Consider the following 23975-nt stretch of genomic DNA (forward strand, 5'->3'; position numbering starts at 1 on the left):
GATTTGCTGCAGGAGAGTCGTTTTCCAACTGTAATCATCAAGGTAAAAAAACAGAAATAGTAGGTGAATAAAATGTTAGACCATATTAAAAAAGGGCTGGTTGTTTCATGTCAAGCCCAAGAGAGTGAGCCTCTTCATAGCTCATTTATCATGTCAAAGCTTGCTCTGGCTGCCAGGCAAGGTGGAGCGGCAGGTATTCGAGCAGAATCGAAACCGGACATTATCGCGATTAAAAAAGAAGTAGATTTACCTGTCGTAGGAATTGTGAAGCGAAATTATCCTAATAGTGAAGTTTTTATCACAGCAACAAAACAAGAAGTTGATGAACTAATTGAGATAGGCTGTGAAATGATTGCGATGGACGCAACATTAAGAGAACGTCCAAATGGAGAGGAATTAGCTGATCTAGTTTCATATGTAAAAGAGTATGATCCCCAGGTTCAATTAATGGCAGATATCTCCTCATTGGATGATGCAATGAATGCGGAACGATTGGGCTTTGATTGTGTATCCACAACCCTTTATGGCTATACAAATGAGACAAAAGGATGTAAATTATATGAGAATGATTTTGAATTTATCAAAACAGTCTTAAAAAATGTCTCAATCCCTGTGATAGCTGAAGGAAATGTTATCACTCCCGAAATGGCGGGAAGGGTACTTGACCTGGGGGCATACTCCGTTGTAGTCGGGGGAGCAATCACTCGGCCACAGCAAATAACAAGTCGCTTTGTTGAAGAAATAAAGAGGGGTTGCTGATCAAATTTAAGGCGGAAGGAGTTATCTATGGTTACGCTCTTGAAGGAAATTCAATCGAAATATTCTTCATTCTCCGATAAAGAAAAAGGCTTAGCTGATTATTTGCTTTCTTCGCCATCAGAAGCTTCTAAGTGCACGATCAAAGAAATAGCAGAAAAAACGAATGTATCCGTTGCAACGATTACCCGATTCTGTAGAAAAGTATCCTGTAAAAATTTCGTGGAATTAAAAATGAACCTGGCGAGAGAAACGCACCATGAAGAAGCGGAGGATATGGATTCCAAAATCAGAAGTCAGTATATGGATGTAATCCGCGATATACAAGGATTAAACAGTCGGAAATCGATAATGAAAGCACTCAAATTAGTTACAAATGCTAAGCGGATTTTTATCTATGGTTTAGGAAGTTCGGGACTTGCCGCACAGGAATTAAATTACCGATTGAGTAGGATGGGTTTTGCCAGTGAAGCTGTAACCGATCCACATTTAATGATTATTAGAAGTACCTTATTAAAAAAAGGGGATTTATTATTAGCTATTTCACGTTCTGGGCAAACCCGGGAGTTAATTTCATCAGTTAATGAAGCGAAGAAAAAAGATGTTAAATTAATCTCTTTAACGGCTTATGACCATACATATCTAACAAAATTATCGGATGAAGTGCTATGGACCGTCCATCCCGTTCGCAATGCCTACTTATCAACCGGTCTTGATTTAAGCGCGCTTTACCTCATCGACTTAATTAGTATGCATTTCTTGGAGGATCCAACTAGGAAAAAAATCTATCAAGAGACCATTTCCGCAGTATCGTCTCAAATCCATATTAATAGTTGAAAAAGAGAAGTTTAAAATACTCCGCCTGAGAGAGTTGATTTGTTTAAAATCTGCCTACCTTAGGAGGAGTATTTTTTTGTAAAAAGATATTCATATTATTGATCTGTCTTTTCAAAACGTTGAGTATGTACATATTTTAAGTACGGTCGTGATATCGAGATAATCTTTCATTTTCCTAAAAATATTGAAGATGCTAATTATAAATATTAGGATACTCGTGCTTAGGTTTATATTGGTGAGTTCATTCAACAAATTATAAATTAAGAATACCATTGAAAGGTAATAGGTCATTCATTGGCATTCTAGAGTGTAATAATTGAAGATAAAAAATACATATTATATTACCTCTGTATGATGAATATTAGAGAATGGTGGTAGAATACGTTACTTGGAAAACCGAGTATTTATCTAACATTAAAATGTACATTAAGGTAAGGTTATTACAACATATCAATAATATCAGGTTCGTCATCATTATATGATTTAGGCTCTTGAATAAACATCTTCTTGGCTAAGTTACCTATTGTATTGGTTGCAAAAGCATCTACAGTTCCTCCAATAATTCCACCTGCTACAGGAACCATTTTACTTAAATTAATGACTCCTTTTTCTCCAAACTTTGTTAGTAAACGAAATCCTACAGCATGATTAATTTTTTTAATAACCTCAAAAGGTATTTTTTTTATACCTGTTACTGCAAGCTTCCTACCAATTTGAATCCCTGTATTTTTAAGAATGTCTTTAGCTCCGTTTCCTGCTAAACATACATAAACAAAAGTTTTAACCTGATCATCTTTTAGATCATATCCCCCCATATGTGCAATAGCTGCTACCATTCTCATTTGTACGAATATAACACTAGTTATATTTGCAGGGACAGCAACTGGCAAAGTAATAAGTCCTCCTACTCCTGTTAAGAAGCCACTTGTGGCACTTTTAGTATTTTGCCAATTAATTAAACTTTGAACTTTTTGATCAAGTGTACCACTTTTTTGTAAATAACTTTCAGCTAACTCTATGGCTGTGTCCATTCCAGCTATTCCGCCATTAATTGCTTTATCATAAGACCAATCTAAGGCATTCATTATAGCATCGTGGGTTAATCTTTTTTTCTCGTCCACTATATATTCACCTTACCTCTCAGTATTATACTAATATTATAAGTTATTTATCTGACTGTGCTAATTGTTTAATTGATATTATTGTTATCAAAACTAGTTTTTTCAGCAATTGCGGATAACCGTCCATATTTCTAATAGAATCCTTTAATAATTCTGTGGCTCAATACAATTTTCTTTACTATTGGAAGCGAATCTAATCTGTCCAGCTTTCATATTCGGGAATTTTGTAAAACCTACTAATAATTTCTTCATTTAAATACCTCCGTTGATAAAAATAATTATATAAAAGTACGTCTCTATTTTTGTCTCTTCTTGTATGGAGTATATAAAGGTAAATTCGGTCGAGGATCTAGATAATCCATCTTTAACAACAGATTAGTACTGGAGATAATACAGCACTCAGAAAAACGCTTTTTAAGAGTATATAGACCCTCGGCTGCATAAGATGTACAAGCCCTCTTCTGGTTTAGACAGAGAAGACCCTCCTTGTACTTAACCACAGCATCCCAAACACCCTTTCCAAGAATTTTAGATATTTTTATAGGTTTGTAGGATATTTCAATCAATTGGTAAGCGTTATAATGAATTTTGTAAGCGCTTTAATTTATATGATAAAGGGGGAAAAGACGATGAAGAAATTAGGTTTAGTCCTAATGGGGTTACTGACAGTGCTAGCTTTAGCTGCATGTAGCGATGAAGATGAAAAAGCAGGTCAATCCACGAAGGATGGGGCAATTGAGCTTACACTTTGGACTGACTGGACCGAGGATCGGCCGGAAAACACACTCTACAAAGACATTATTTCTAAATTCAATAAAGAACACGATGATATTCAGGTTAAGGTAGAGGCCATACCACATGACCAATATGAAACAAAATTAAGAACGCAAGCCGCTGGAAATCAATTACCTGATATGATGCGTGTATGGCCTGGGTCGAGGACAGAGCCTCTTGCTGAAGGAGGAGCGATCCTTCCCTTAAACCCAATCATTGAAAACTGGGATGGAGTCATTCCTGATGCCATTCTACAAGACTATGCATTAGATGATAATTATTACGCAATCCCTTCAAACATTAGTATTACAGGATTAATTTACTATCATAAAGACATGCTTCAGGATGTAGGTTTTGATGAGTTTCCAAAAACATATGCGGAATTTAAAAAACTTGTAAAAGCACTTAATGACAAAGAAACCACTCCAATTTCTTTAGGTAACAAAGCAATCTGGCCATTGCAATCTGTTTATATCTCTACAATTGCTGATCGCTTTACTGGAAGTGATTTCTTAGAGAATACATTAAACGGAGATGGCAGCTTCGAGGATCCTCAATTTATCAATGCATTATCCGTAATCGACGAATTAACAAAATTAAAGGCATTTAATGAGGATATGAATACCCTTGATGAAGCTCAATCGCGAAATGAATTCATTAAAGGAACTGCAGCGCTCCACTTTGCTGGTTCATGGGCATTAGGGCCAATCTTAGACAGTGTAGAAAATATTGATAACATTGGTGTAGCTCCATTCCCTACATTTGAAGGTGGTAAAGGTGATCCTACCAAGATTGCTGGGGCAGCTGGCGGGGGAATCGCCGTTAACAGCAAGTTAAGTAAAGAAGAGCAAGAGGCTGCTTTCACATTCTTAAAATACTACTATGGTGATGAACTATACCAAGGCTTAATCAAAGCGAATATTATCGTTCCAGCTACTGTTGAAATGGATGACAGCATTCCACAAATATTCCAGGATGCTAACAGCTTTGCTCAAGGTGGATTAGTGCCAGTATATGATGCAACATTAACTCCTGAACTTACTGATATTATTAACAATGGCTTGCAATCTATTACCTTAGGTGACAAAAAACCTGAACAATTAGCGGAAGAGATGCAGAAAGAAAACAAAAGTAAATAATTGTCTATAAGTTCTTTCACAGGTTACTTCATGCAAGTAACCTGTGAATGTTTAGGGGGGAAGAAAATGAAGTTAACTAATAAGACTAAGGGAGCGTTTATACTAGGTATACTGCCTGCTTTCTTACTATATATTGTTTTTGCCATTTATCCGATTCTCCAATCCTTTTATTATTCACTCATGGATTGGAATGGATTCAATGAAATGACCTTTGTAGGATTAGATAACTTTAAAAAGCTATTTGCGGATTCTCTATTTTGGAACTCTGTCAAAAATAATATATACGTAGTCTTAGTCTCTGTGCTGGGTCAAGTTCCACTTGCTTTATTTTTTGCCCTTTTATTGAACCGTAAAATGAAGGGCGCAAAATTATTTAGAACTATTGGGTTTCTTCCAGTTGTTTTATCAACCGTAGTGATTTCCTTAACCTGGAGTTTGATTTTCAATTCCCGTAATGGATTAATCAATGAATTTTTACGATCAATCGGGTTAGATTCACTCGCACAAAATTGGTTGGGAGATACAAAGTGGGCAATGGCATCTGTCTTAGTAGTAGTAGTTTGGCAGTTTGTTGGTCTATACTTAATTATTTTTTTGGCCGCATTACAAAATATACCTACTGAAGTATTAGAAGCCGCTAAAATGGATGGTGCATCGGAATGGGCAACAACCTGGAAGATTACGATTCCAATGATTTGGGAGACCATTCTCGTTGCGATTACGCTTTGTATTGCAGGCAGTTTGAAAACATTTGATTTAATCTATGTCATGACACACGGTGGTCCAGCTCATTCCACGGATGTTATGGCGCTCTATATGTTTAATGAAACATTTTCAAAATTGCAGTATGGTTATGGTAGTGCAGTGTCCGTATTTATTTTCTTCTTTAGTCTAATCTTAATTGCGATTGTGAACAAAGTATTAGGAAAGAAAATGATTTAGGAGGTGGGTATAGATGGCGAAAACAAATGAAATACCTAAGAAAAGAAGCTTCAAAAAAGTAAGCATCTATATAGCATTAATCATATTTGCAATTATTAATGCGTATCCAATTATTTGGATGGCAATCAACTCCTTTAAATCCGAAAAGGAGTTTGCAACAAACCAATTTGGGTTTCCAAAGAAATTTATAATAGAAAACTATACTGCCGCTTGGGATATTGCTAACTTAGGTGTCCTGTTTAAGAATAGTATTTTTATTACTGTAACGGCGACTGTATTAACCGTTTTTATCGGGGCCTTAGCATCTTATTTCTTATCTCGATTTGATTTCAAGATGAGCAAGTGGTTATATGGATTTTTCATCTTTGGATTATTAATACCGATTCATGCCACATTAGTACCTATGTTTATTCTAATGAAAAATTTAGGACTATTGAATACACCCATCACCTTACTCTTTCCCTATATCGCTTTTCATTTACCCATTACGATCTTTATCCTCACCAGCTTTATGAAGGGATTTCCTAAGGATATTGAAGAATCTGCAATCATGGACGGGTGCGGAGTTTTTAGGATTTTCTGGTCCATCATCCTGCCCATGTCACGTCCGGCAATCGCTACAACTGTCATTCTTAATTTCATCTACAATTGGAATGAATTTTCATTTGCGCTAGTGTTAATTAATGACCCAGAGCTTCAAACATTGCCACTAGGTTTAGCAAACTTTGCAGGTCAATTTACAACCGACTATGGTGCCCAAATGGCTGGTTTAACGATGTCTTTAATTCCAATTGTCATTTTCTATATGATTTTTGAAAAGAATATTGTTAAAGGTATGACAGCTGGTGCGGTAAAAGGGTAAATGAATATGATTCGAAATTGGGGCCTAAAAAAGAAGTTTATGATTATATTCCTTGTATTCATCACACTACCAACTTTATGCTATGGAATTCTCATTTACTACCAAACAACGGAAGTACTTAAAAGACAGCTGGAAGAGGATATCCTTGAAATACTAGAAAAAGATGAACAGAGCCTTTTGTACATCATACGAGATGTTGAAAGTATGTCCTCCTATATGATTTACAGCGAGGACTTTCGAGCATTTTTTAAAACTACACAAGAAACTCCCCTTGCGGATAAAAGTAGTATGGACGGGATAAAAGGCTATTTTACTTTTCAATTGATGTCAAATGAGTATATATCCTCCATCTTATTAAAAGGAGGAAATGGTGAGGAGCTGGCATTTGGTGAACCTGTTTTTGGAAACGAGGATAAGTTAGATCAGGCTGCCATAGACGGAAAAGGATCTCCCATTTGGAGCGATACCTATGGGGTTACAAGTGGGTGGGATGGGAAAAAATATGTTATTAGCCTCTCTAGAGTCATTAACGATTTAAATAAGATTAATCAACCAATTGGCATCGTAAGAATCCGTCTTGATCAGGAAAAAATTAAGAGAAATTTAGAAGTAAAACAAGGTAATTACCTGGTCATGTCAAAGTCCGGTGAAGTTATTCTTCATTCAAATCAAGAGCTAATAGGAAAAAAATACAATGACCCTGCCTTTATCGATTGGGTCAATCATAGTGAGAACCTAGCCTATGATTTTACAAAAAACAACCATAACTATAAAGCTGTTAAAAAAAAGCTGAGTGGGACAAATTGGACATCTATCGTGATTGTAAATGAGGAGCACTTGGTCAAGGAACTGTATACCGTTCGAAATTCGATTCGTAATATGATTTTTCTTCTTCTCATATGTGGAATCATCGCTTTTTATGGATTCTATCGCTCTAATATAAAAAGAGTAATTGAATTAACTGGCCAAACACACCAGCTTGAGAAGGGGGATTTCTCTGCGAATGTGGGTGTTTCAACAAATGATGAAATTGGTCAACTGGGTAAGCAATTTAATAAAATGGTCAAAACAATCCAAAGACATATTGATACAGAATACAAACTGACTATTAAACAAAAGGAATCTGAATTAAAGGCGCTTCAGAATCAAATTGATCCACATTTTCTTTACAATACATTGGACATGATTCGATGGACAGCACGCCTTGAAAATGCAATGGAAACAGGTCAGCAAATTGAACAACTCTCAAAAGTGTTCCGTATGAATTTAAATAATGGTAAAATGTGGGTTACAATAGAAGAGGAAATAGCCTATATTGAATCATATTTAGAATTACAGAAAAGCCGCTTAGGAGAACGTCTGTCTTTTTACATTTTTATTGATGAGCAAATCAAACGCTCTTACATAATGAAACAATTAATACAGCCACTAGTTGAAAATTGCATCCAGCATGGTTTTAAAGAATTACCAAGGCAAGGAATCATTACCATTCGCTGTTATCAAGCGGAAGATCAGTTATGGATTGATGTGATTGATAATGGTAAGGGTTTCGAAAAAGGTGCGCAAGAAACTGGTTATGCAATGAAAAACCTAAAGGAACGTTTAGAGATTGCGTTTGGAGAACCTTATGGTTTGCTGGTGTTAAAAGTTGAATCTGGAGCATTGGTAAGGCTAATCCTGCCAATACTTTGGCAGCCCATAAACATGGAGAAATCAGGTGAACACTCGTGACTTTTAAAATGTTAATAGTGGATGATGAACCTATTATTTCCCGTGGTCTGCGTTTAACGATTCCCTGGGAGACCATCGACGTCGAAGTAGTAGACACAGCACATGATGGAGAGGATGCCATCGAGAAGGTCAAACAATATGGCGATATTGAACTTGTTATTACAGATATAAGGATGCCAAAAATGGATGGATTGCAGCTGGCACGTTTTCTGTATGCCAACTACCCTCATATTCGGACGATTATTCTGAGTGGATTTGAAGAATTTGAATATGCCCAGCAAGCTATCAAATTGGGTGTAGATAATTATTTTCTAAAACCGGTTGATATTAATGAGCTCATGGAAAATGTTAAAGAGATAACCAACGAAATGAAACAAAAGCGGCAGCAAAAAAAAGAGCGGGACAAAATAGGATTAAGAAATGCAATCCTCCAACAAGTAACAAATTTACAAAGGTCTTCACCTGTTAAATCAGACGACTACAACGGCTTCAGGATTTATCCATTTATTAGTATGCATCAAAATTATAAACGAAAAATAACTAGTTTATCAGAAGGGGAATATGAAGAGTTTTTAAGAGGATGGGAGAAAAGCATTGAGAGGAAACTACAAGAATATGGACTTACCTCTTATTCGTTCTTTACTGAAAAAAATATACTAGTTACCTGTGTTCATAGTGATGATGGTCGGAAAATGACGTCGGATATCCGGCAAAACTTGATTCGAAATGATCGATTCAACCTTCAATTTGTTTGGAGCGAAGAGTGGATTCCTGTTGAAAATCTCAAGGTCGTACTAACAGAAATACTAAATCAAGGAAGGTATTTAGCTTTCACGGAATGTACCAGCCTTGTAGTTTCAGATCAATTGAGACGGGATACCGTTCAATCTTACCCAACTAAACTTGAAGAGCAATTAATAGATGCTATTATCCAGATGAAGGATTTGGACCTACATACTTTTACTAATGAATTATTCGGATACTTTACCATACATGAATTTTTCCTGGATGAAGCTGTTCAGGTATGCAGAGAGATACTTAATAAAATTTTGGATCACTATAAGTCTCTGAGTGGGAAAAAGGTAAGGAAATGGGATCTTTATTACAGCGAGAGCCTAAATGTTCATGAATATAACTCATACGAATTGTTGAAAGAACTTTTTTATCTGGACCTTTCCTCCATCTGTAAATACCATTCTGAGCTGAAGAATTTTGACAAACAAGATTTGTTAATCAATCACGCGAAGGAATACATACATGAATACTACAGAACGAATATTAGAGTTCATGAAGTAGCGGAGGTCCTTAATATAACCCCAAATTACTTTAGCTCTCTATTCAAGCATAAAACAAGCGTTAATTTCAATGAATACGTTAACCAATTAAGAGTGGATGAAGCAAAGATCTTACTTGCAGAGACTCCTTTTAAGGTAAACGAAATATCCGAACAAGTAGGGTTTCAGGAATATAAGTATTTCGTTGGAGTGTTTAAAAAAATGACTGGAATGACTGCGACGGACTATCGAAAATTCAGAAATCTGCAAGATAGAAAAACTGGGGAGAGATTATAATAGATGGAAAAAATAACATTAAACCTACCAAAGGACTTTATTTTAGGAGCATCATCTTCTGCATGGCAAACTGAAGGCTGGACCGATAAAAAAGAGTCTCAGGATTCATATTTAGACCTATGGTACAAAAAGAATAAGAATGTTTGGCATAACGGATATGGACCTGCTTATGCAACTGATTTTTACAAGCGTTATAAAGAAGATATCAGTTATATGAAGGAAATTGGTTTATCCCATTTTAGAACATCGATTAATTGGTCCCGTTTTTTAGTGGATTATGAGAATGCTGTTGTGGATGAAGAGTACGCGAGCTTTGTCGGAAACGTAATTGATGAATTAATTAGAAATGGCGTAGAGCCAATGATCTGTCTGGAGCACTATGAATTGCCTGCTTATTTATTTGAAAAATACGGCGGTTGGGGCTCAAAGCATGTGGTTGAACTATTTGTAAAATATGCGGAAAAAGTATTTGAACGTTATGGAAATCGTGTGAAACACTGGTTCGTATTTAATGAGCCAGTTGTAGTTCAAACACGCATATACTTAGATGCGATTCGTTGGCCATATGAACAGAACACAAAAAAATGGATGCAGTGGAACTATAATAAAGGGCTTGCTACTGCTAAAGTGGTGAAGTTATTTAAGGAAATGAGATTAAAGGATCAGACAGGAGCCAAAATTGGGACCATCCTAAACCCAGAGGTTACATATGCTCGTTCTTCCTCTGAACACGACCAAAAAGCAGCTAGAATGTATGACCTATTCTTCAATCGTGTATTCTTAGATCCAGCCATTAAGGGTGAGTACCCGCAGGAATTATTTGAGTTGATGGAAAAACATGATATTACTTTTGAACATACAACCGAAGAGTTGCAGCTCATTAAGGAAAATACGATTGATTATGTAGGCATTAATCTATATTTCCCACACCGCGTCAAAGCACGTACAACTGCATGGAATGAAGAAACACCTTTCCACCCTGAGTACTATTATGAAAAACACGAGCTAGTAGGTAAGAAAATGAACCCATATCGTGGCTGGGAAATCTACCCGCAAATTATGTTTGATATGGCGGTCAGATTGAAAGAAGAGTACGGAAACATTGAATGGTTTATTGCTGAAAATGGAATGGGTGTAGAAAACGAAGGCAGATTTAAGAATGAAGAACAAATCATTCAGGATGATTACCGAATTGAGTTTATAAGCGAACATTTAAAATGGCTCTTAAAGGCAATCGAAGAAGGAGCCAACTGTAAAGGCTATATGCTTTGGGCATTCACCGACAATGTATCACCCATGAACGCGTTCAAAAACCGGTATGGTTTAGTTGAAATTAATTTAGATGATAACCGCAATCGAGCACTTAAGAAATCTGCTTACTGGTATAAACAAGTAATCGAAACAAAAGAATTTGAAGCAGAGAATGACGATTTTTATAGGTGAGTTGGGATGACCATTCCAGAATGTATCTAACCTCAAAGGCCATGAAATCAATTTGATTCGATAGGATTAATGGATAAAGGGAAGGATATTAGATGATAGCTAGCTATATGGACAGTCTTATTTTAAGCTGCTAAAAAGGCGATATTTTAAAAAAATATATAAAATAAGTCTGTGAAAGATTCATTTAGATGAAATATATATGGTAATGTATTATCTTGTTTTGAGCATAATAGGGAAATAGACCATGGTGTATAGTAACGTTATAATAATTGGAAAATTTAATTAAGGAACGGTGAAGATTTTTTTGGACAGCATTTGGACCTCAATTGTAATTTTGTTAATACTTATCGTGGCAAATGGTATATTTGCTATGACCGAAATTTCAATTGTTACATCTAAGAAGAATAGACTAGAAAAATTGCGAGATGAAGGAAATTCCAGTGCTAGTTATGCTTTGAAATTAGCGGATGACCCAAATCAATTATTGTCGACTATTCAAATCGGAATCACATTAATTGGGGTAATTACAGGTGCATTTGGCGGTGCAACCATTGCAAGCCAGCTAGCTGTTTATATTGAACAAATTAATGGTCTTGCTTCTTTCAGTAATGAGCTAAGTCTGATCGTGGTTGTAGGACTTTCAACTTACTTATCATTAATTATTGGTGAGTTAGTTCCAAAACGGATTGGTATGGGAAATCCAGAAAAAGTAGCATGTGCAGTAGCAAAACCAATGTATTATTTTTCAAAAGTTGGACGCCCAATTATTTGGTTTTTAAGTAAGTCTACTGATTTTGCATTAAAATTTTTAAGAATAAAACCCACAAGCCAACCGAATGTAACCGAAGAAGAAATAACCCAATTAATTGAACAAGGTGTTCATAGTGGGATTGTTGAAGAAATAGAACAGGATATGGTAGAACAAATTTTCTATTTAGGGGACAAACGTCTTAGTGATATTTTAACACCTCGTACGCAGCTTGTTTACATTGATTTAGAGGATTCGTTTGAAGAAAATATGAAAAAAATTAATGAAAGTTATTACTCCAAATTTCCTGTTGGGATTGGAAGTTTAGATGATTTTCAAGGAATCATTCATAAAAAAGATCTTTTATCAAGAATTGTGGCAGGAGAGAATTTTTCTTTAGCGGATTCCGTCAAAGATACACTTGTTCTGCCAGAACAAATGAAAGTATATCGGGCATTGGAAACATTGAAAAAATCCGGCCAGCATGAAGCCGTTATTATCGATGAATATGGAGGAATTGAGGGCTTTGTCACTCTTCATGATATTATGGAAAATATTATTGGAGAAATGCCTGAAAAGGATAATGAAGAAGAGCCGCAAATTATAGAGAGAGATGGAAACTCATGGTTGGCAGATGGTCTTGTTTCGATTGATTCGTTTATTAGATATTTTGATTTGGAAGACTTTACGATTCTTAACCAAAGTAAAAACTTCCACACATTGGGTGGATTTATTATTAATAAAATTGGATATATACCAAAAATCAAAGACACCATTCAAGTAGATGACTTGCAACTTGAAGTTGTGGACATGGATCGTGCCCGAGTAGATAAAGTGTTAATCACAAGACTAGAAAAAGACTCATCAGAAGAATAATATAAGATGACCTAATGAATGGTCATCTTTTTTTTATGTGGAAACTTTTTTTAGAAAAATGTAAGTATATTCAAGACTTTGGTGTAATAAAAAATCTTAAAGGCCTGAGAGAAATACGTTTACTAGACTGTGGTAGTGTTCCTTCAATATCCTTTATCAAGGACTTAGAAAAGCTGGATTCCTTTGTATTTGATGGCACCACCAGCATGGATGGTGATTTAAGCTATTGCGAGAGACTAGAATATGTATACTTTAATCAAAAAAAGCATTACTCTCATAAACTGAAGGATTTAAATTCAGAATTATAATAAAGGTAAAGAAACGTTAAAAGTCATAGGAATTAATGTCGATTCTCTAAGGCTTTTTTAATTTTGTATATATTGGTATTCATACAGACTAAAAGGTGGACGAGCTACAAAATAGGTCCTATTAAGAAGATACAAGAACCGATAAGATCTGTGAGCTATCTTATCTCTTTTTTGTGACCAGCTAGGTTAAAACAAGAAACCAACGAAACTTATTTTTGTGAAATTCGTAAATATATAGAGAGTAAAGTAATAAAAAGTGTCGCATGGAGGGGATAGAAATGGCAGAGAAATATATATCCGTTGTAGGTGTTTGTCATTATTTTGGAGCGGATATTTTCAAGGTTGGTCAGAAGATAATCTTAAGAAAAGACTTAGATAATAAGCATGATGATGAAGCAATTCAAGCCGAGCTCGATACAATTGGAAAGGTTGGTTATGTGGCTAATAGTTATCAGACAGTTGCAAAAGGAACCCGCAGTGCCGGCAGAATCTATGATACATTCGAGGACGTATGCATGGGACAAGTGGCTTTCATTGTAAAGGATACAATCATCGTGAAATTATTAGGAAATGAAGAGAGTGCTTAAATCAGATCTGCCTATCTCTAATGAAAGAATGGCATTAGTTTTGAAGTGTTAAACGTAAGTGAAGTAGAGATACGCCGCCCTTAAAGTGAAAGTCTTATTTTAGTAGAGGCTGTGGGTGGTTCTCGCAAGATTTTGATTAACTTAGAAGTAGAAACTAAAATGGAAAAGGCAGCCGGGGATATGCTTGTGCAATCGCTGACTTTAAGTGAAATACTTGTTATAATTTAACAACAAACCACCATAGAAGAGAAGAGCTATGGAGACTGGAGTCTATCCTTGTGAAGAATTTTTTTCTTTCTGCTTCTTTACTTATGACAGTAGTTTTATTCTTGTTTCTACCTCTCATGGTTATCTATGCTTTGATTATTCATTTTACAGGCCAGTATTATGAGAATTTAATCTATTTAATTCTGTTTCTTTTTCTGATGTGTCTTATAGATATGGGAGTGGGGACTATTATTGATAGCTTTCTTCACGCCGTAACGGACATTTATAAGGATATCTTTGTTAATAAGTTGATTGCGAGTATCTTAACTTTCGCTGGTAGTTATATAGTTATTAGCGCACTAGATTACTTTTTTACAGTTATCGATCTTTCTACAACTGTGAAAATAATTATCATAGCTATTCATCTTGTTGCTTCGCTGTTGTTTGATAAAATTGACCAAAGTGTGGATGGAAAGAATGAAACGGATGAAACCGATAGTGATATTTATCAAATAGATCCAATGATTAAAAACGAAATCGCCTCTTTGTTAAAATCTGAAATCAATTGGGTAGAATGTGTCAAGATAATCAAGGACAAGCATCCGGATGTTCCTAAAGAAAGAATTGTAGCTGTAACCCGAAAGTTACATATGAAGAACAAAAATTCTTCTTTTTAAAAGTAAAGAAGTAGAAGAGCTGCCCTTAGTGGGCGGCTTTTTTAGTAGAGACACTTTTAACAATATTTCAGTTTATCTGCTCTAGTATGCTATTAAATCACCTTTTAAAGTGGATTAGGAGGGTTTATCTTTAATAACATTTGTTCGTTACCAGTAATTTTTATTACACAAATCTCTTCTAATTGGATTAGATTAATGATTGCTATAGCTATTACTGGGGTTACGGTATGGTTATATTTAAAGAGTACTCGAGTGAAGCTGCAAAAAGAGGAGTAGATTGAAAAATGTATTGTTTTAGGTGCCTATATGCAATATACTACCTTTGTGAATTAACATACAAATGAAAAAAATAATGCACATGATCACTATCCAATCACAGGCTGATGATTAGCTAAGAGTTTGTTGAATAGGCATTGTTTCGCTTAAAGATTTGTCATTCATAAAAGTATAACGGTAAGTAAGATAGGTGACTATTATGAGCAGAAGTGTAAGACAATATATTGGAATTATTGCGGCTATTATCATTTACTATATCATCCATGAGGGAGCGCACCTCCTAGTAGCTTTTTATTACGGGGTTTTTAAGCAAATCAATTTCATGGGGCTCGGGGTTCAGGTGGATGTATATCATACCCTAATGACAGATATTCAGATGGGAATTTTCTGTCTGGCGGGTGCGATTGCAACTCTTGTTTTCAGTTGGCTTCTTATTATATTTTGTAAACCAATCTGTTCAGTAAAATCAAAGGTTTTCCGGACCATCGCATGGTATACCTCACTAGTCATGCTACTGCTTGATCCGCTATATTTGAGCGTACTTTGTGGATTTTTTGGTGGGGGCGATATGAATGGTATCTTACTGCTTTGGCAGGAATGGTTTGTGAGGGCTCTTTTTGCAGGAATTGGGATTGTCCATGCGTTGGTGATATTCCGGTACTTGCTACCTAAGTATACAAAGTCCTTTTCTGATTAAGATTATTAGCAATTGCAAAAGAGCTAAACAAGATACAGGTGGAAAGCCTTGTGTATACCGTGAAAATGTTTTGATTAGCAAGAAATTTAATAAAATGATATGAACCAAACGACTTATTTGATGCTGAGCCGACGAATTTGTGGGAAATTCACAAATCCTCGGCTCTTTCTCTTTATTCGGAAGTAGAAATACAAGCAATAAAATGATAGAAAGGAGAATGGCAAAAGATGCTGTTTCTCCTTTTATTTTTGTAAATGAACAAATAGGTTTGGAAATGTTTGGAGCAACAAGAAATCCAATTTTAAAACAAAATGTAGCAGAATTAAAAAGGGCTTATCAACGGGCAGTTGACAAAGAAACCGATTAATTAAAGCATACTCTAATTAAATTCTTTTAAAAAGTGGGCAAAATTGAATGGAGTATTTGATAATTCTACAATTTTAGGAATACCGCAAGATAACCCAGAGATTACTCCTAAAGAGGAATATCATTATGAAGTTTGCGTTGTTAAAAATAAAGATTTTAATGTGGTAAAACCAGCTCATGTTGGTAAATTTCATGGTGGGAAATACGCTGTTTTCTAGCTTGATCATACAAAAGAGGCAGTCAGTTAATTTTTGGGGCAATATTTTTTCGGAGATAGAAGAAATAATCTATCCATTAGAGAACAACCAATTATAGAAAGATATACTTCACAAATGATTGATAATCATTTGTGTGAAATATTAGTTCCTTTACGGTAACGGAGCAGGGGCAGGGACATTTCCTGAATTGCAGAATTCCAAACCTTATCTGATTTGTGATAAGATAAACATCATTTATTTGGGTTTTTCTACACGATAATCCAATATTCAAAGTAATATAATGAAAAATGAGCTATTGACTAAATATAAAATACAGCCTAGCTTCATTGTAGGGTGCAGGATTTTTGTTGCTCAAGAATGAACAATTGAAAAGCTCGTTAAGGGGTGATCACTATGCAAAACGCAAAAATATTAATCATTGAGGATGCAGAGACGCTTCGTAGAGAATTAACCGCATTTTTAAAAAATTATGGTTATGAAGTGGAAGCACCGGATGATTTTCAAAATGTCATGAACTATGCAAGTCAGGATGATGTTCATTTAATTTTATTGGATATTAATTTGCCTGTGTACGACGGTTATTATATTTGTCGCGAAATCCGTAAATACTCTCAGGTACCCATTATTATTGTGACAAGTAGAGACACGGAAGTGGACGAATTGATGAGCATGAATATAGGCGCAGATGATTTCATTACGAAGCCGTATAACACGCAAATTTTGTTGGCACGCATTGAAAATATTTTAAGAAGGACATATGCAAAACAAGAAAGTGCTGTAATGACTTACAAGGATTTGAAGCTGCATTTGGCTAATGGGACAATTTCCTATCAAGGCAAGAAAGAGGAACTAACAAAAAATGAATTAAAAATCTTACATTGTTTAATGAAAAATAATGGAATTATTGTTTCTAGAGAACAGCTGATGGAGGATCTATGGTCATCTGATTTATTTGTGGATGACAATACGCTATCTGTTAACATTACTCGACTTCGTAAAAAGATAGAAGCAATCGGTATGGAAAACCCGATTGAAACGAGACGAGGATTGGGGTATATCATGTCATGACATTGTGGGCATTTTTAAAGGAAAGAGTCGTTTTTATTACGGTTAATGTTTTTCTTTTTATGACGGTAGCATTATTTTTAGCTTTTATTTCTATACAAAAGGGTGTTATTGCTATAGTCGGGTTAGGCTGGTTTGGTCCGCTGCTTACATCTTATTTTCTTGAATTTATGAAGAAAAAACCTTTTTATGATGGGGTAATAGAAAATGTTGAAAATCTTGATCAAAAATATTTGCTATCTGAAATTATGGATGAGCCTGATTTTTTAGAAGGAAAGATTTTATATGACATTTTACGGACGAGTGACAAGCAGGTGCATGAATATGTCAACCACTACAAGACTATGCAATCGGAATACCAAGAGTATGTTGAAGCGTGGGTCCATGAAATTAAGACACCGATTGCATCTAGTAAGCTAATAATTGAGAATTATCAAGGTGGTCCGATTGTTGGCTTAACTGAGGAATTAACGAAGATTGAGGATTATATTGAACAGGCCTTGTATTATGCGAGAAGCAGCAGTGCCAGCAAGGATTATATTGTGAAGGAATTTCGTTTAAAAGAATGTGTTTCCAAAGTAATTAAGCGAAATGCAAAAGCGTTTATTCATAAAAAGATTCAGCTTAAGTTATCAGAGATAGATGATGTGGTCTATAGTGACGAAAAGTGGGTTGAGTTCATAGTGAATCAAGTAATCATTAACAGTATTAATTATTGTTATAAAGAAAATAGTTTCATCTCTATTTATACGACTAATCATGAGCATAATCTTATACTTCATATTGTTGATAATGGCATTGGTATTGATGAAAAGGATGTCGGAAGAGTATTTGAAAAAGGATTTACAGGAGAAAATGGACGCATATACAGAAAGTCAACAGGCATCGGTCTATATCTTTGCAAAATGTTGGTAGATAAGCTGCATTTAGGGATTACGATCAAATCACAGAAGGATGTAGGAACCGAGGTAAATATCATTTTCCCGAAAAGTAAATTGGTTTTATTAGAGTCTTGAGAGAAAGGCTCTTTTTTATTACGAAAATAAGATTATTACTGATTTGTGGTATGAATTTGTATGGTGGTTTTAGCCATCAATCTCCAGTGCAAGTTTCAAAAATGTAAGGTTTATGCAACCAACTTCAATATTTGTATTGCTGTAGGGGGGATATACTAAAAGCATAAAAGAGAGGAGAAGGTTGTTATGAATACAGTTTTGGAAGTAAAAGATATAGAAAAATACTATGGTAATAAAGGAAATGTGTCAAAAGCCATTAATCATATAAGTTTTGATGTAAAACAAGGGGAATTTGTTGGTATTATGGGTCCTTCAGGCAGCGGGAAAACGACACTGTTGAATTGCATTTCTACAATTGATCATGTAACAACGGGTCATATTCATATAAATGGTCAGGATATTACGACATTAAAGGCTGGAAAGCTTGAGAAGTTCCGCCGAGATGAGCTAGGATTTATCTTTCAGGATTTTAATTTGCTCGATACATTAACAGCGTTTGAAAATATCGCAATCGCTTTAACCATACAAGGTCGTAAGCCGGCTGATATTACAAAGCTAGTAAATGAAGTTGCCGATAAATTAGAGATTACAGCGGTATTAAATAAGTTCCCATATCAACTGTCGGGTGGACAAAAACAACGTGTTGCTTCAGCCCGAGCAATTGTAACCAACCCGTCATTAATTCTCGCTGATGAGCCAACAGGAGCTCTTGACTCAAAATCTGCTCGATTACTGCTAGATTCATTTGAAAAATTAAATAAGGAGTTCCAGGCTACAATTTTAATGGTCACACATGATGCGTTTACAGCAAGCTATGCACATCGAATCTTGTTTATTAAAGATGGGGCGATTTTTAATGAACTGGTGAGAGGTGATGATACGAGGAAAGAATTTTTCGGCCGTATCATTGAGGTGGTAACACTTCTCGGAGGTGATACGAATAATGTTATTTAAATTATCTGCTCGCAATGTGAAGAGAAGCTTCAAGGATTATGCAATTTATTTCTTAACATTAACATTTGCAGTCTGTATATTTTATAGCTTTAATTCGATTTCAGCTTCGGCTGCTATGTCTAGTTTAAGTGCCAGTCAGTCGGAAATGATTCAATCAATAACACAATTAATTTCAATAGTATCTGTTTTTGTTTCGATTGTGTTAGGGTTTCTGATTTTATTCGCAAACAATTTCTTAATCAGACGACGAAAAAAAGAGCTCGGAATTTATATGACGCTAGGTATGAGTAAATATAGTATATCGTTAATAGTTGTAATGGAAACACTTTTTATAGGTGTTTTATCGTTAATGGCCGGATTACTACTGGGAATATTTATATCTCAAGGATTGTCCGTTCTAGTGGTTTCGTTATTTAAGGCAGATATGACAAAGTTCGAAGTTGTCTTTTCAGGTGAAGCGATGTTTAAAACAATGAGCTATTTTGGGATTATCTTTCTGTTCGTTATGATCTTTAATAGTTTAGTGATTTCGAAGTATAAGCTCATCGACTTGCTAACAGCCGCTAGAAAAAATGAAAGCCTGAAGATCCGAAAAATATCAACATCAATCGCGTTCTTTGTTTTATCCTTCATTACTCTTGGGATCGCTTATACTGTTATTTTAAAATATGGTTTAACAGAAAGTTTGACTGTCACGTGGACCTGCGTTGGACTGGGGTCACTTGGAACGTTTTTGTTTTTTATGTCTCTTTCTGGATTTGTACTTAATATGCTGCAAAGAAATAAAACTTTATATTTTAAAGGCTTAAATATGTTTGTTCTACGCCAAATAAGCAGCAAGGTAAATACAACCTTTGTATCCATGACTATCATTTGCTTAATGCTCTTTTTCACAATTGGTGTTTTATCAACAGGATTTAGCATAAAAGCGGCGGGAGAAAAACAGCTTGTAAATCAAGTGCCGTATGATGCAACATTCTACCTGTATGGAAAAGAAGATACGCAAATAAAGAATATAGATCAAGCGATTGAAATATTGGGTATGGACTTGGATGAGATGGGTGAAAATAGTTCCTTTGAATTATATGAAGCGGATTCTACGTATAACGAATTATTGCGTCCTTTTGCAAATGCAGAGTTAGAACAATACTTTGATATGGCAATCTCTCGTAAAAAAATCTTATTGATGAAAGAATCTGATTATGTAAAGCTTTTGCAAATGCAAGACGTTGAACCGAAAACGTTTAATAAGGGAGAAGTACTCCTCATATCAGATGATGAGACTTATTTTGATGCAGTGAATGCCTATATTAAAGAAAATCAGTCCATTCAATTGAACGCTATGGATTATACGATTGTTAATCGTCAAGTAGAGTATGTACAATATATAAATGATTATCCAGGAAGAGTTGCATTTACCGTGATTGTTCCAGATCAAGCTATTGAAGGTATGACACCTACTATGTCACTGTCTAATGTTAATTACAGTAGTAATAGTCAAGTGAATGAAGACGAGCTTTATCATTTAACTCAAAATGAAGAAGTTTATTCTAAATATGGTTTTTATGTCAACGTAATGACTAAGCAAATGTTGTATGACCAAAGTATTGGATCGTCTACAATGATTGTCTTTATGGGTATTTATCTTGGGATTGTGTTCCTCATTTCAAGTGCAGCTGTACTGGCGCTTCAGCAGTTATCTGAAGCGAGTGATAATATGGAGCGCTATAGCATGCTAAGAAAAATAGGTGTAACAAGTACGGAAATTAACAAGGCGATATTCGGTCAGGTATTTATTTACTTCATGATGCCATTGTCTTTAGCAATCATCCATTCGATTTTTGGAATTAAAGTGGTCAATCAGGAACTTCTGATGATGGGTCAACCTTCCGTTTTCATACCGGCTTTGTTTACGGCGTTAATTATGATTATTGTATATGGCGGTTATTTCATAGCAACATATTCAGGGTACAAGCGCATTGTGAAAAATTAAAAGAGAAGCTGTGTCAAAAATGAGTTGTTTTGGCACAGCTTTTTTACTGTTTAAATTAGAGCTTGTAGGTGATTTTAAATTGCAAAATTTACTGTTTCAGAACGAATATCTGAATCTATGGGGAATCATACTAGTAAAAGGAATAATGGTTCGAGATTATTAGTAGTGTAATTGAATAAGTGAAAAACATCTGTGAAGAGACTATGGGTTTTATTTAAAATAGTCAGAAATAATAGCGCTTGTGAGGCGCGGTTACCTCAAATGAAAGATAAAAGTTTAAAATAGCCCGCCCGTAAAACGGGTGGGCTATTACAGTATCAGATGTGTTAAAAGAAACTGGGCCCTTATCTTTGATATTGAGTCAGCCATTTTAACGTTTCTTCTATTATTTCATCCTGCTGTTCTTTTGCTGAAATCGTGGATTTTCCGTCTCCATCTTGCGTTCCATACATTCCGAATTGGGCATGGTTACCGCCTTTAACCTCATATAAAGTTGCTTCAGACGAAAGCAAATGTTTTGTATCAGCTATTTTATCAGTTGTCGTTAACCCATCAAACTCGGCATACAGGGAGAGGATGGGGAGGTCAGTTTCTGAAAAATTATTGGAATCGCTCGGATAGGAACCCAATAAGATTAAACCTCTTACATCTTCGAGATGATCGTATGCATAAGATGCTGCGGCTACGCCGCCAAGTGAATGCCCGCCTACATACCAATTCGTTATATCACTGAACTCATCTATAATTAGATCCGCCTGATTAATATCGAGTATGGCAAAGTTCAGGTTGACTTTCGGGACAATCACCAAATAACCTTTATCCGCTAAACCCTGGGCATAGTAGCTATATGCTTCAGGCTCTACTTTTGCACCAGGATAAAGAATGATCCCGCTTTTTGGTTTTTCTATTGGTTCGAACACAAGCCAGTTTTCTTCCGTCTGAATGTCATCTAGATTTATGTATGATGTAACTTCTTCTGATGCTTTGTACGTTTGTTGGGACCAAAAATAGAAGCCGGTAAGACCCAACACAAAAATAATCAATAATATACCTAAGCTAATAGTAATAATCTTCTTCATAAAATGCCTTCTTCTCTTTCATAAATGATATACAATTTCAATTTTAGCATAAGAGCTTCTAAGCTATGTATAAATTCTTTCTAAAGCATAAAGCAGGTAATTCGGTTTCTTAATCAAGTAAGAATTGTAAGTCTACATCGTTCGCTGAATCGAAGCGCAAGGCAAACGCCGGTTTTTTCACCAATTTTATAGATGTGCCGGAGCAAGCAATCACTAAGATGTTCAACACCATCATGGAAAGCAGGGTGATGCATCTGCTTGTTTTTGTAAAAAAGAAGGTACCATAGTAAAACAGCTATTAGAAGGCGAAATATCTGAGGCCTTCCCGCTTCGGTTTTGAAGGAGCATCCGAATGTCATTGCCATCGCCGAGAAGCTACGCTTGGAGGAACTACCATGATTTAGTAGAATAAAAGAAAATAAGCCGGGTGGGGGAATATTCCCGACGGTCTCTTTTGGAGGGGAATGACATGGTTGGCGTAAAAACGGTGAATCTTGACGGTGAAGAAATCTATATTTTTAATAGTGCGATATATATATTGGAAACTTCATCCGGATTTTCATTGGAGCTCGACATCATCGTGAGCGAGGTAGCCCTAAAGAAATATAGCAGTCGCGAGAGTATTATCGCTGAAATTGAGCTGAGCGATAGCCGAGTAATCAGCTCATTTATGTACGTAAAATCAATTCCTGGCCGTCTACCGCAATTGAACTTGAATTGTGTGATTGATGGTCCCTATGAGTACCAGGGCCTTGACCATATCGATGAGAATGGGATTAATTTTCCAGACGTTGAGAAGGGGATTTCCCTTGCCGACATCAGGAAAGTCGAGATGCCTGATGAAAAGATCACCCTTAAGCTTACGCTGCCAATTGACCAGGTCGAATGGCTTCGTGGAAAAACATCAAAAGAACTCAAACAGATATTCAAAGCAATTATCTATGACCAGATGAATTAAATATATCTACATATTTTAAAGAAAATACACGGCAACTTTTTGGTTTTTGATATCAGAATCATTAAAGGTATTGTTAAGTAGGTAAAAGTTAATTGGAAAAACGAGAAAAAAATCTCTAAAAGTTAATATTCAATTCATGAAATCTTCAAAAGTTATATGGAGAAGGTAGGAGATTTTTTATACTAGAATTGGTATCTATATTTCTAATGGTGCAAGGAATATCACTCTTTCCGTTTCAAACAGTAAAATGATAGTTATGTCTTCTAAGATAATTTGAAAATAAAAGGGATATTAAGAATCTTGAGTTGTTTATATAGCTATAAGCAAGGGCTCTAACACCGTATAAAAGAACGTGTATTCCTGTGTAGGATAAATGCATTCATAGAAGTTTAATCTTTTTGATAGAGGGAAGAAAAATAAATTAATATTTCCATATATTTCTTATTGAAATATAGATAAATACAGATTAAAATAATAAAGCAGTCAACGAGAGAGTTTGAAATTAATCAATTAGAACCTCGAGGATCGCAGGTTCGGGTCCTTAATGGTTCACCATCTTTAAACATGCGGGTGTGGCGGAATTGGCAGACGCACCAGACTTAGGATCTGGCGCCTTATGGCGTGGGGGTTCGACTCCCTTCACCCGCACTTATATGCGGAAGTAGTTCAGTGGTAGAACACCACCTTGCCAAGGTGGGGGTCGCGGGTTCGAATCCCGTCTTCCGCTCCAATGCCAAGTTATATGCCGGGGTGGCGGAATTGGCAGACGCACAG

21 protein-coding genes, 2 tRNA genes and 1 pseudogene are annotated in these 23975 nt (G+C 35.6%); 22 read left to right on the plus strand and 2 right to left on the minus strand.

Going from position 1 to position 23975, the window contains the following annotated elements:
- Nucleotides 1–72 precede the first annotated feature (72 nt).
- Together AC4BHA_RS07010 and AC4BHA_RS07015 are read left to right on the plus strand one after the other, a co-directional pair.
- Complete coding sequence (locus AC4BHA_RS07010; RefSeq protein WP_490558356.1) at nt 73–759, plus strand: N-acetylmannosamine-6-phosphate 2-epimerase; 687 nt, start codon at nt 73–75, stop codon at nt 757–759.
- A gap of 27 nt (nt 760–786) precedes the next feature.
- Nucleotides 787–1593 carry a MurR/RpiR family transcriptional regulator gene (locus tag AC4BHA_RS07015; RefSeq protein ID WP_066104144.1) on the plus strand — a complete coding sequence of 269 codons (807 nt, stop codon included), beginning with the start codon at nt 787–789 and terminating at the stop codon, nt 1591–1593.
- Nucleotides 1594–2033: 440 nt separating this feature from the next.
- On the opposite strand, the gene AC4BHA_RS07020 is transcribed toward AC4BHA_RS07015, so the two are convergent.
- The gene (locus AC4BHA_RS07020) at nt 2034–2714 is read right to left on the minus strand and encodes an EcsC family protein (RefSeq protein WP_225983687.1); all 681 of its coding nucleotides are present in this window, start codon (nt 2712–2714) and stop codon (nt 2034–2036) included.
- A gap of 629 nt (nt 2715–3343) precedes the next feature.
- Here AC4BHA_RS07020 and AC4BHA_RS07025 point away from each other — a divergent pair.
- The 17 genes and pseudogenes from AC4BHA_RS07025 to AC4BHA_RS07105 all read left to right on the plus strand — a co-directional run bounded on the left by AC4BHA_RS07025 (nt 3344) and on the right by AC4BHA_RS07105 (nt 21164).
- A complete protein-coding gene (locus AC4BHA_RS07025) occupies nt 3344–4627 on the plus strand; it encodes an extracellular solute-binding protein (RefSeq protein WP_490558357.1) in 1284 nt (427 codons plus the stop codon).
- Between the two features lie 66 nt (nt 4628–4693).
- Nucleotides 4694–5569, plus strand: coding sequence for a carbohydrate ABC transporter permease (locus AC4BHA_RS07030; RefSeq protein ID WP_490558358.1), 876 nt, complete (start codon nt 4694–4696; stop codon nt 5567–5569).
- Between the two features lie 13 nt (nt 5570–5582).
- Complete coding sequence (locus AC4BHA_RS07035) at nt 5583–6431, plus strand: carbohydrate ABC transporter permease (RefSeq protein ID WP_139891075.1); 849 nt, start codon at nt 5583–5585, stop codon at nt 6429–6431.
- 6 nt (nt 6432–6437) lie between these two features.
- On the plus strand, nt 6438–8162 hold the full coding sequence (locus tag AC4BHA_RS07040) for a cache domain-containing sensor histidine kinase (RefSeq protein ID WP_490558359.1): 1725 nt from the start codon (nt 6438–6440) through the stop codon (nt 8160–8162).
- Nucleotides 8159–9733: a response regulator transcription factor gene (locus AC4BHA_RS07045; protein WP_490558360.1), complete on the plus strand. Its 1575-nt coding sequence runs from the start codon at nt 8159–8161 to the stop codon at nt 9731–9733. Before AC4BHA_RS07040 ends, AC4BHA_RS07045 begins: the two co-directional genes overlap by 4 nt.
- Before the next feature lie 3 nt (nt 9734–9736).
- On the plus strand, nt 9737–11176 hold the full coding sequence (locus AC4BHA_RS07050) for a glycoside hydrolase family 1 protein (RefSeq protein ID WP_140461390.1): 1440 nt from the start codon (nt 9737–9739) through the stop codon (nt 11174–11176).
- A 304-nt stretch (nt 11177–11480) separates the two neighbouring features.
- Nucleotides 11481–12800: a hemolysin family protein gene (locus AC4BHA_RS07055; RefSeq protein ID WP_490558361.1), complete on the plus strand. Its 1320-nt coding sequence runs from the start codon at nt 11481–11483 to the stop codon at nt 12798–12800.
- A 14-nt stretch (nt 12801–12814) separates the two neighbouring features.
- A complete protein-coding gene (locus AC4BHA_RS07060; RefSeq protein ID WP_490558362.1) occupies nt 12815–13108 on the plus strand; it encodes a hypothetical protein in 294 nt (97 codons plus the stop codon).
- A gap of 278 nt (nt 13109–13386) precedes the next feature.
- Nucleotides 13387–13695, plus strand: a complete 309-nt coding sequence (locus AC4BHA_RS07065) for an HIRAN domain-containing protein (RefSeq protein ID WP_490551703.1) — start codon at nt 13387–13389, stop codon at nt 13693–13695.
- A 278-nt stretch (nt 13696–13973) separates the two neighbouring features.
- On the plus strand, nt 13974–14579 hold the full coding sequence (locus AC4BHA_RS07070) for a hypothetical protein (protein ID WP_490558363.1): 606 nt from the start codon (nt 13974–13976) through the stop codon (nt 14577–14579).
- A gap of 475 nt (nt 14580–15054) precedes the next feature.
- A complete protein-coding gene (locus tag AC4BHA_RS07075) occupies nt 15055–15552 on the plus strand; it encodes a hypothetical protein (protein ID WP_139891069.1) in 498 nt (165 codons plus the stop codon).
- 217 nt (nt 15553–15769) lie between these two features.
- Complete coding sequence (locus tag AC4BHA_RS07080; protein ID WP_490558364.1) at nt 15770–15919, plus strand: hypothetical protein; 150 nt, start codon at nt 15770–15772, stop codon at nt 15917–15919.
- 16 nt (nt 15920–15935) lie between these two features.
- Nucleotides 15936–16295, plus strand: a pseudogene (locus AC4BHA_RS07085) (GyrI-like domain-containing protein); the annotation flags it as partial.
- A gap of 234 nt (nt 16296–16529) precedes the next feature.
- The gene (locus AC4BHA_RS07090; RefSeq protein WP_066104114.1) at nt 16530–17204 is read left to right on the plus strand and encodes a response regulator transcription factor; all 675 of its coding nucleotides are present in this window, start codon (nt 16530–16532) and stop codon (nt 17202–17204) included.
- Nucleotides 17201–18217, plus strand: a complete 1017-nt coding sequence (locus tag AC4BHA_RS07095) for a sensor histidine kinase (RefSeq protein WP_066104113.1) — start codon at nt 17201–17203, stop codon at nt 18215–18217. The genes AC4BHA_RS07090 and AC4BHA_RS07095 overlap by 4 nt, the downstream gene beginning before the upstream one ends.
- A 186-nt stretch (nt 18218–18403) precedes the next feature.
- Entirely contained in the window at nt 18404–19171 is a 768-nt protein-coding gene (locus tag AC4BHA_RS07100; RefSeq protein WP_066104111.1) for an ABC transporter ATP-binding protein, read from the plus strand.
- Nucleotides 19161–21164 (plus strand): ABC transporter permease, encoded by a 2004-nt coding sequence (locus AC4BHA_RS07105; protein ID WP_490558365.1) that lies wholly within the window; start codon nt 19161–19163, stop codon nt 21162–21164. Before AC4BHA_RS07100 ends, AC4BHA_RS07105 begins: the two co-directional genes overlap by 11 nt.
- Nucleotides 21165–21508: 344 nt before the next feature.
- Here the strand turns inward: AC4BHA_RS07105 and AC4BHA_RS07110 are convergent, their stop codons facing one another.
- Nucleotides 21509–22243 (minus strand): alpha/beta fold hydrolase, encoded by a 735-nt coding sequence (locus AC4BHA_RS07110; RefSeq protein WP_140461393.1) that lies wholly within the window; start codon nt 22241–22243, stop codon nt 21509–21511.
- A 454-nt stretch (nt 22244–22697) separates the two neighbouring features.
- Here AC4BHA_RS07110 and AC4BHA_RS07115 point away from each other — a divergent pair, with 454 nt between their 5' ends.
- The 3 genes from AC4BHA_RS07115 to AC4BHA_RS07125 all read left to right on the plus strand — a co-directional run bounded on the left by AC4BHA_RS07115 (nt 22698) and on the right by AC4BHA_RS07125 (nt 23931).
- The gene (locus tag AC4BHA_RS07115; protein WP_225983689.1) at nt 22698–23201 is read left to right on the plus strand and encodes a hypothetical protein; all 504 of its coding nucleotides are present in this window, start codon (nt 22698–22700) and stop codon (nt 23199–23201) included.
- A gap of 566 nt (nt 23202–23767) precedes the next feature.
- Nucleotides 23768–23849, plus strand: a tRNA-Leu gene (locus tag AC4BHA_RS07120).
- A gap of 7 nt (nt 23850–23856) precedes the next feature.
- Nucleotides 23857–23931: transfer RNA gene (locus AC4BHA_RS07125), tRNA-Gly, on the plus strand.
- The last annotated feature ends 44 nt before the right edge of the window (nt 23932–23975 follow it).

It is taken from the genome of Pradoshia sp. Z3_51 (assembly GCF_058215915.1).

Coding starts and splice junctions, on each gene's coding strand:
- AC4BHA_RS07025 (WP_490558357.1), top strand. CDS start 3,344: ATGAAGAAATTAGGTTTAGTCCTAATGGGGTTACTGACAGTGCTAGCT.
- AC4BHA_RS07065 (WP_490551703.1), top strand. CDS start 13,387: ATGGCAGAGAAATATATATCCGTTGTAGGTGTTTGTCATTATTTTGGA.
- AC4BHA_RS07015 (WP_066104144.1), top strand. CDS start 787: ATGGTTACGCTCTTGAAGGAAATTCAATCGAAATATTCTTCATTCTCC.
- AC4BHA_RS07110 (WP_140461393.1), bottom strand. CDS start 22,243: ATGAAGAAGATTATTACTATTAGCTTAGGTATATTATTGATTATTTTT.
- AC4BHA_RS07095 (WP_066104113.1), top strand. CDS start 17,201: ATGACATTGTGGGCATTTTTAAAGGAAAGAGTCGTTTTTATTACGGTT.
- AC4BHA_RS07075 (WP_139891069.1), top strand. CDS start 15,055: ATGAGCAGAAGTGTAAGACAATATATTGGAATTATTGCGGCTATTATC.
- AC4BHA_RS07010 (WP_490558356.1), top strand. CDS start 73: ATGTTAGACCATATTAAAAAAGGGCTGGTTGTTTCATGTCAAGCCCAA.
- AC4BHA_RS07050 (WP_140461390.1), top strand. CDS start 9,737: ATGGAAAAAATAACATTAAACCTACCAAAGGACTTTATTTTAGGAGCA.
- AC4BHA_RS07080 (WP_490558364.1), top strand. CDS start 15,770: ATGGCAAAAGATGCTGTTTCTCCTTTTATTTTTGTAAATGAACAAATA.
- AC4BHA_RS07035 (WP_139891075.1), top strand. CDS start 5,583: ATGGCGAAAACAAATGAAATACCTAAGAAAAGAAGCTTCAAAAAAGTA.
- AC4BHA_RS07040 (WP_490558359.1), top strand. CDS start 6,438: ATGATTCGAAATTGGGGCCTAAAAAAGAAGTTTATGATTATATTCCTT.
- AC4BHA_RS07105 (WP_490558365.1), top strand. CDS start 19,161: ATGTTATTTAAATTATCTGCTCGCAATGTGAAGAGAAGCTTCAAGGAT.
- AC4BHA_RS07060 (WP_490558362.1), top strand. CDS start 12,815: ATGAATGGTCATCTTTTTTTTATGTGGAAACTTTTTTTAGAAAAATGT.
- AC4BHA_RS07100 (WP_066104111.1), top strand. CDS start 18,404: ATGAATACAGTTTTGGAAGTAAAAGATATAGAAAAATACTATGGTAAT.
- AC4BHA_RS07090 (WP_066104114.1), top strand. CDS start 16,530: ATGCAAAACGCAAAAATATTAATCATTGAGGATGCAGAGACGCTTCGT.
- AC4BHA_RS07030 (WP_490558358.1), top strand. CDS start 4,694: ATGAAGTTAACTAATAAGACTAAGGGAGCGTTTATACTAGGTATACTG.